This window comes from Uliginosibacterium silvisoli (genome assembly GCF_036017035.1).
GTDB classification, from domain to species: Bacteria; Pseudomonadota; Gammaproteobacteria; order Burkholderiales; family Rhodocyclaceae; genus Viridibacterium; species Viridibacterium silvisoli.
In genome coordinates, this window is record NZ_JAYXHS010000007.1 from 1 (window position 1) to 5,799 (window position 5,799).

Annotated in this window: 2 tRNA genes and 3 rRNA genes; all 5 read left to right on the forward strand. The window is 52.3% G+C overall.

The features are described 5' to 3' along the window. Positions 1–344 precede the first annotated feature (344 nt). The 5 genes from VVD49_RS21750 (at position 345) to rrf (ending at position 5,661) form a co-directional block, all read left to right on the forward strand. Positions 345–1,873: ribosomal RNA gene (locus tag VVD49_RS21750) — 16S ribosomal RNA — on the forward strand. A gap of 159 nt (positions 1,874–2,032) precedes the next feature. After that, positions 2,033–2,109: transfer RNA gene (locus VVD49_RS21755), tRNA-Ile, on the forward strand. 8 nt (positions 2,110–2,117) lie between these two features. Continuing rightward, positions 2,118–2,193, forward strand: a tRNA-Ala gene (locus tag VVD49_RS21760). A 314-nt stretch (positions 2,194–2,507) separates the two neighbouring features. After that, a 23S ribosomal RNA gene (locus VVD49_RS21765) occupies positions 2,508–5,393 on the forward strand. Between the two features lie 154 nt (positions 5,394–5,547). Beyond that, positions 5,548–5,661 (forward strand): 5S ribosomal RNA (gene rrf, locus VVD49_RS21770). Together the 16S, 23S and 5S rRNA genes with 2 tRNA genes alongside form the textbook arrangement of a ribosomal RNA operon. The last annotated feature ends 138 nt before the right edge of the window (positions 5,662–5,799 follow it).

The following is a 5,799-nucleotide window of genomic DNA, read 5'->3' on the forward strand; positions in this document are numbered from 1 at the left end:
GCTGGACGCGGGTTTGCGGCGAATGAGGTGGTGTTGTTGAAGTCGAGTGATTCGCAAAAATAGTTTTGCAAATTGCTTGACTAGCAAAAAAGGGTGTGTAGAATGCGCCCCTCTCGCAGCGAAACGAACACGGTTCGAAACGCAGCGAGGCAGTAAAGCAAGTGCAGTACGTTCTTTAAAAAGCAGACAACCGATAGGTGTGGGTGCTTGATCTGGCGGAGTCGTCTCACGTAAGTGAGGCGGCGCAGCTAAAAAGATGAAGCGCCAACACGAAGTAATAGTCAGCTATCGCAAGATGGCTGTGAATTGAGTTTTGGCCAGTTTTACAAGTATTTGTCAGTATTGAACTTAAGAGTTTGATCCTGGCTCAGATTGAACGCTGGCGGCATGCCTTACACATGCAAGTCGAACGGATTGAGGGGCTTGCTCCTCAGTTAGTGGCGAACGGGTGAGTAATGCATCGGAACGTGCCTAGTTGTGGGGGATAACTACTCGAAAGAGTAGCTAATACCGCATACGTCCTGAGGGAGAAAGCGGGGGATCGCAAGACCTCGCGCAATTAGAGCGGCCGATGTCAGATTAGCTAGTTGGTAGGGTAAAAGCCTACCAAGGCGACGATCTGTAGCTGGTCTGAGAGGACGACCAGCCACACTGGGACTGAGACACGGCCCAGACTCCTACGGGAGGCAGCAGTGGGGAATTTTGGACAATGGGCGAAAGCCTGATCCAGCCATGCCGCGTGAGTGAAGAAGGCCTTCGGGTTGTAAAGCTCTTTCGGACAGAAAGAAATCGCACGTGTTAATAGCATGTGTGGATGACGGTACTGTAAGAAGAAGCACCGGCTAACTACGTGCCAGCAGCCGCGGTAATACGTAGGGTGCGAGCGTTAATCGGAATTACTGGGCGTAAAGGGTGCGCAGGCGGTTATATAAGACAGATGTGAAATCCCCGGGCTCAACCTGGGAACTGCGTTTGTGACTGTATGACTAGAGTACGGTAGAGAGGGGTGGAATTCCTGGTGTAGCAGTGAAATGCGTAGATATCAGGAGGAACATCGATGGCGAAGGCAGCCCCTTGGACCTGTACTGACGCTCATGCACGAAAGCGTGGGGAGCAAACAGGATTAGATACCCTGGTAGTCCACGCCCTAAACGATGATCACTAGTTGTTCGGAAAGGTGACTTTCTGAGTAACGTAGCTAACGCGTGAAGTGATCCGCCTGGGGAGTACGGTCGCAAGATTAAAACTCAAAGGAATTGACGGGGACCCGCACAAGCGGTGGATGATGTGGATTAATTCGATGCAACGCGAAAAACCTTACCTACCCTTGACATGCCTGGAAGATCGCAGAGATGTGATTGTGCCTTCGGGAACCAGGACACAGGTGCTGCATGGCTGTCGTCAGCTCGTGTCGTGAGATGTTGGGTTAAGTCCCGCAACGAGCGCAACCCTTGTCTCTAGTTGCTACGCAAGGGCACTCTAGAGAGACTGCCGGTGACAAACCGGAGGAAGGTGGGGATGACGTCAAGTCCTCATGGCCCTTATGGGTAGGGCTTCACACGTCATACAATGGTCGGTACAGAGGGTTGCCAACCCGCGAGGGGGAGCTAATCCCAGAAAGCCGATCGTAGTCCGGATTGGAGTCTGCAACTCGACTCCATGAAGTCGGAATCGCTAGTAATCGCGGATCAGCTTGCCGCGGTGAATACGTTCCCGGGTCTTGTACACACCGCCCGTCACACCATGGGAGTGGGTTTTACCAGAAGCAGCTAGCCTAACCGTAAGGAGGGCGGCTACCACGGTAGGGTTCATGACTGGGGTGAAGTCGTAACAAGGTAGCCGTATCGGAAGGTGCGGCTGGATCACCTCCTTTCTAGAGCGAAATGCCGGATTTAGCATCCACAACCTATCGGTTGTTTCAAAGAAGTGAGGGGAAAGCGTGAGGAGTGAGGCGTAGCGCAAGTTTGACTAAACGTTGAATGATGGCTGCGAGCTCCAAATTCTTCCCGACGCTGACCCTGATAACAATCAGGGGTCAGTAGCTCAGTCGGTTAGAGCACCGTCTTGATAAGGCGGGGGTCGTAGGTTCGATTCCTACCTGACCCACCAGAAAAGTTGGGGGATTAGCTCAGCTGGGAGAGCACCTGCTTTGCAAGCAGGGGGTCGTCGGTTCGATCCCGTCATCCTCCACCACTCACCTGGGTTATTACTCTGGATCACTTCTGAAACAACACATACCTAAGAGTAGCCATTTGTAATGCGCTGAGTCTTCAGTGCATTACAAATGACTCCTTGTGAGTTCATCGGTTGTACGCTCTTTAACAAAGTGGAAGGCAAATTAATTACAAATATGCCGCGAAATAGCTCCAGTGCGAAAGTGCTCGAGTGAAAGCGAGGCATGGGTTGTGATTGCATCGAATCTGTTCAGTGATGAACGGATTCACAAACAATGTTGTACGAGTTCGCCTATGGCGTCCTCTCTGCCAAGAGAGGGCTCAACGTTATAGGATCAAGCGACTAAGTGCACATGGTGGATGCCTTGGCGATTACAGGCGATGAAGGACGTGCAAGCCTGCGAAAAGCTGCGGGGAGCTGGCAATGAAGCTTTGATCCGCAGATGTCCGAATGGGGAAACCCACTCAGCAATGAGTATCCCTGACTGAATACATAGGTCAGCGGAAGCGAACCCGGAGAACTGAAACATCTAAGTACCCGGAGGAAAAGAAATCAACCGAGATTCCCATAGTAGTGGCGAGCGAATTGGGAAGAGCCTGTACGTGATAATTCAGTTGTTAATAGAACGCTCTGGAAAGTGCGGCCATAGTGGGTGATAGCCCCGTATATGAAAACAGCTGGATGGTACTGAGCGTACGACAAGTAGGGCGGGGCACGAGAAACCCTGTCTGAATATGGGGGGACCATCCTCCAAGGCTAAATACTCGTAATCGACCGATAGTGAACCAGTACCGTGAGGGAAAGGCGAAAAGAACCCCGGGAGGGGAGTGAAATAGATCCTGAAACCGTGTGCATACAAACAGTGGGAGCCTCGTAAGGGGTGACTGCGTACCTTTTGTATAATGGGTCAGCGACTTACGTTCAGTAGCGAGCTTAACCGGATAGGGGAGGCGTAGCGAAAGCGAGTCTGATAAGGGCGTCAGAGTTGCTGGGCGTAGACCCGAAACCAAGTGATCTATCCATGGCCAGGATGAAGGTGCGGTAACACGTACTGGAGGTCCGAACCCACAAATGTTGAAAAATTTGGGGATGAGCTGTGGATAGGGGTGAAAGGCTAAACAAACTTGGAGATAGCTGGTTCTCCCCGAAAACTATTTAGGTAGTGCGTCGTACGGACACTTGCGGGGGTAGAGCACTGTAATCGTTGGAGGGGTCATTGCGATCTACTTCGCGATAGCAAACTCCGAATACCGCAAAGTGATATACGGCAGACAGACGGTGGGTGCTAACGTCCATCGTCAAGAGGGAAACAACCCAGACCGCCAGCTAAGGTCCCAAATGCATGGCTAAGTGGAAAACGAAGTGGGAAGGCATAGACAGCTAGGAGGTTGGCTTAGAAGCAGCCACCCTTTAAAGAAAGCGTAATAGCTCACTAGTCGAGTCGTCCTGCGCGGAAGATGTAACGGGGCTCAAGCCATGAACCGAAGCTGCGGATGCATATTTATATGCGTGGTAGGGGAGCGTTCTGTAAGCCTGCGAAGGTGTCTCGAGAGGGATGCTGGAGGTATCAGAAGTGCGAATGCTGACATGAGTAGCGATAAAGGGTGTGAAAAGCACCCTCGCCGAAAGCCCAAGGTTTCCTACGCAACGTTCATCGGCGTAGGGTGAGTCGGCCCCTAAGGCGAGGCAGAAATGCGTAGTCGATGGGAAACAGGTGAATATTCCTGTACCGGTTATTACTGCGATGGGGGGACGGAGAAGGTTAGGCCAGCCAGGCGTTGGATGTCCTGGTTCAAGCGTGTAGTCGTGGTCTCTAGGCAAATCCGGAGATCTTAGATGAGGCGTGATAACGAGCGCACTTGTGCGCGAAGTGGTTGATACCCTGCTTCCAGGAAAAGCCTCTAAGCTTCAGGTAATAACTGACCGTACCGCAAACCGACACAGGTGGGCAGGTTGAAAATACCAAGGCGCTTGAGAGAACTCAGGAGAAGGAACTCGGCAAATTGATACCGTAACTTCGGGAGAAGGTATGCCCCGGTAGCTTGTAGTCGTACAGACGAAGGGCGATGGGGCCGCAGAGAATCGGTGGCTGCGACTGTTTAATAAAAACACAGCACTCTGCAAACACGAAAGTGGACGTATAGGGTGTGACGCCTGCCCGGTGCCGGAAGGTTAATTGATGGGGTGCAAGCTCTTGATCGAAGCCCCGGTAAACGGCGGCCGTAACTATAACGGTCCTAAGGTAGCGAAATTCCTTGTCGGGTAAGTTCCGACCTGCACGAATGGCGTAACGATGGCCACACTGTCTCCTCCTGAGACTCAGCGAAGTTGAAATGTTTGTGAAGATGCAATCTCCCCGCGGCTAGACGGAAAGACCCCATGAACCTTTACTGTAGCTTTACATTGGACTTTGACGGGACTTGTGTAGGATAGGTGGGAGGCTTTGAAGCCGGGACGCTAGTTCCGGTGGAGCCATCCTTGAAATACCACCCTGGTGTCGTTGAGGTTCTAACCTTGATCCGTGAATCCGGATCGGGGACCGTGTATGGTGGGCAGTTTGACTGGGGCGGTCTCCTCCCAAAGAGTAACGGAGGAGTACGAAGGTCTTCTAGGTACGGTCGGACATCGTACTGATAGTGCAATGGCAAAAGAAGGCTTGACTGCGAGACCCACAAGTCGAGCAGGTGCGAAAGCAGGTCATAGTGATCCGGTGGTTCTGTATGGAAGGGCCATCGCTCAACGGATAAAAGGTACTCTGGGGATAACAGGCTGATTCCGCCCAAGAGTTCACATCGACGGCGGAGTTTGGCACCTCGATGTCGGCTCATCACATCCTGGGGCTGTAGCCGGTCCCAAGGGTATGGCTGTTCGCCATTTAAAGTGGTACGTGAGCTGGGTTTAAAACGTCGTGAGACAGTTTGGTCCCTATCTGCCGTGGGCGTTGGAAGTTTGAGGGGACCTGCTCCTAGTACGAGAGGACCGGAGTGGACAGATCTCTGGTGTACCGGTTGTCACGCCAGTGGCATCGCCGGGTAGCTAAATCTGGAAGAGATAACCGCTGAAAGCATCTAAGCGGGAAACTCGCCTCAAGATAAGACTTCCCTGGGGATTCGATCCCCCTGAAGGGTCGTTCAAGACCAGGACGTTGATAGGTCAGGTGTGGAAGCGCAGTAATGCGTTAAGCTAACTGATACTAATTGCCCGTGAGGCTTGATCCTATAACATTGAGTGTGCGAAACAACGACGCACCTCCAAAGCGAACGCAGTGCAACATGCAGTGTTTGTATGTGCGATCACAACCTTTGATTTGCCTTCCTTCTTTGGTCTTTCGATACTCAGTGCAACGAGTGCCGCGAGATAGACAAGTTACAGTCTGACGACCATAGTGCTTCGGTCCCACCCCTTCCCATCCCGAACAGGACCGTGAAACGAAGTCACGCCGATGATAGTGCGGATTGCCCGCGTGAAAGTAGGTCATCGTCAGACTACCCATTCAGATGCCCGACCAGATACCTGGTCGGGCATTTGTCTTTGGGGCAGCGGGAAATGCATGAGCCGATCACGGCTTCACCGATGGCGAACATGCAAAACAAAACGCCCGGCCAATCACTTGGCCGGGCGTTT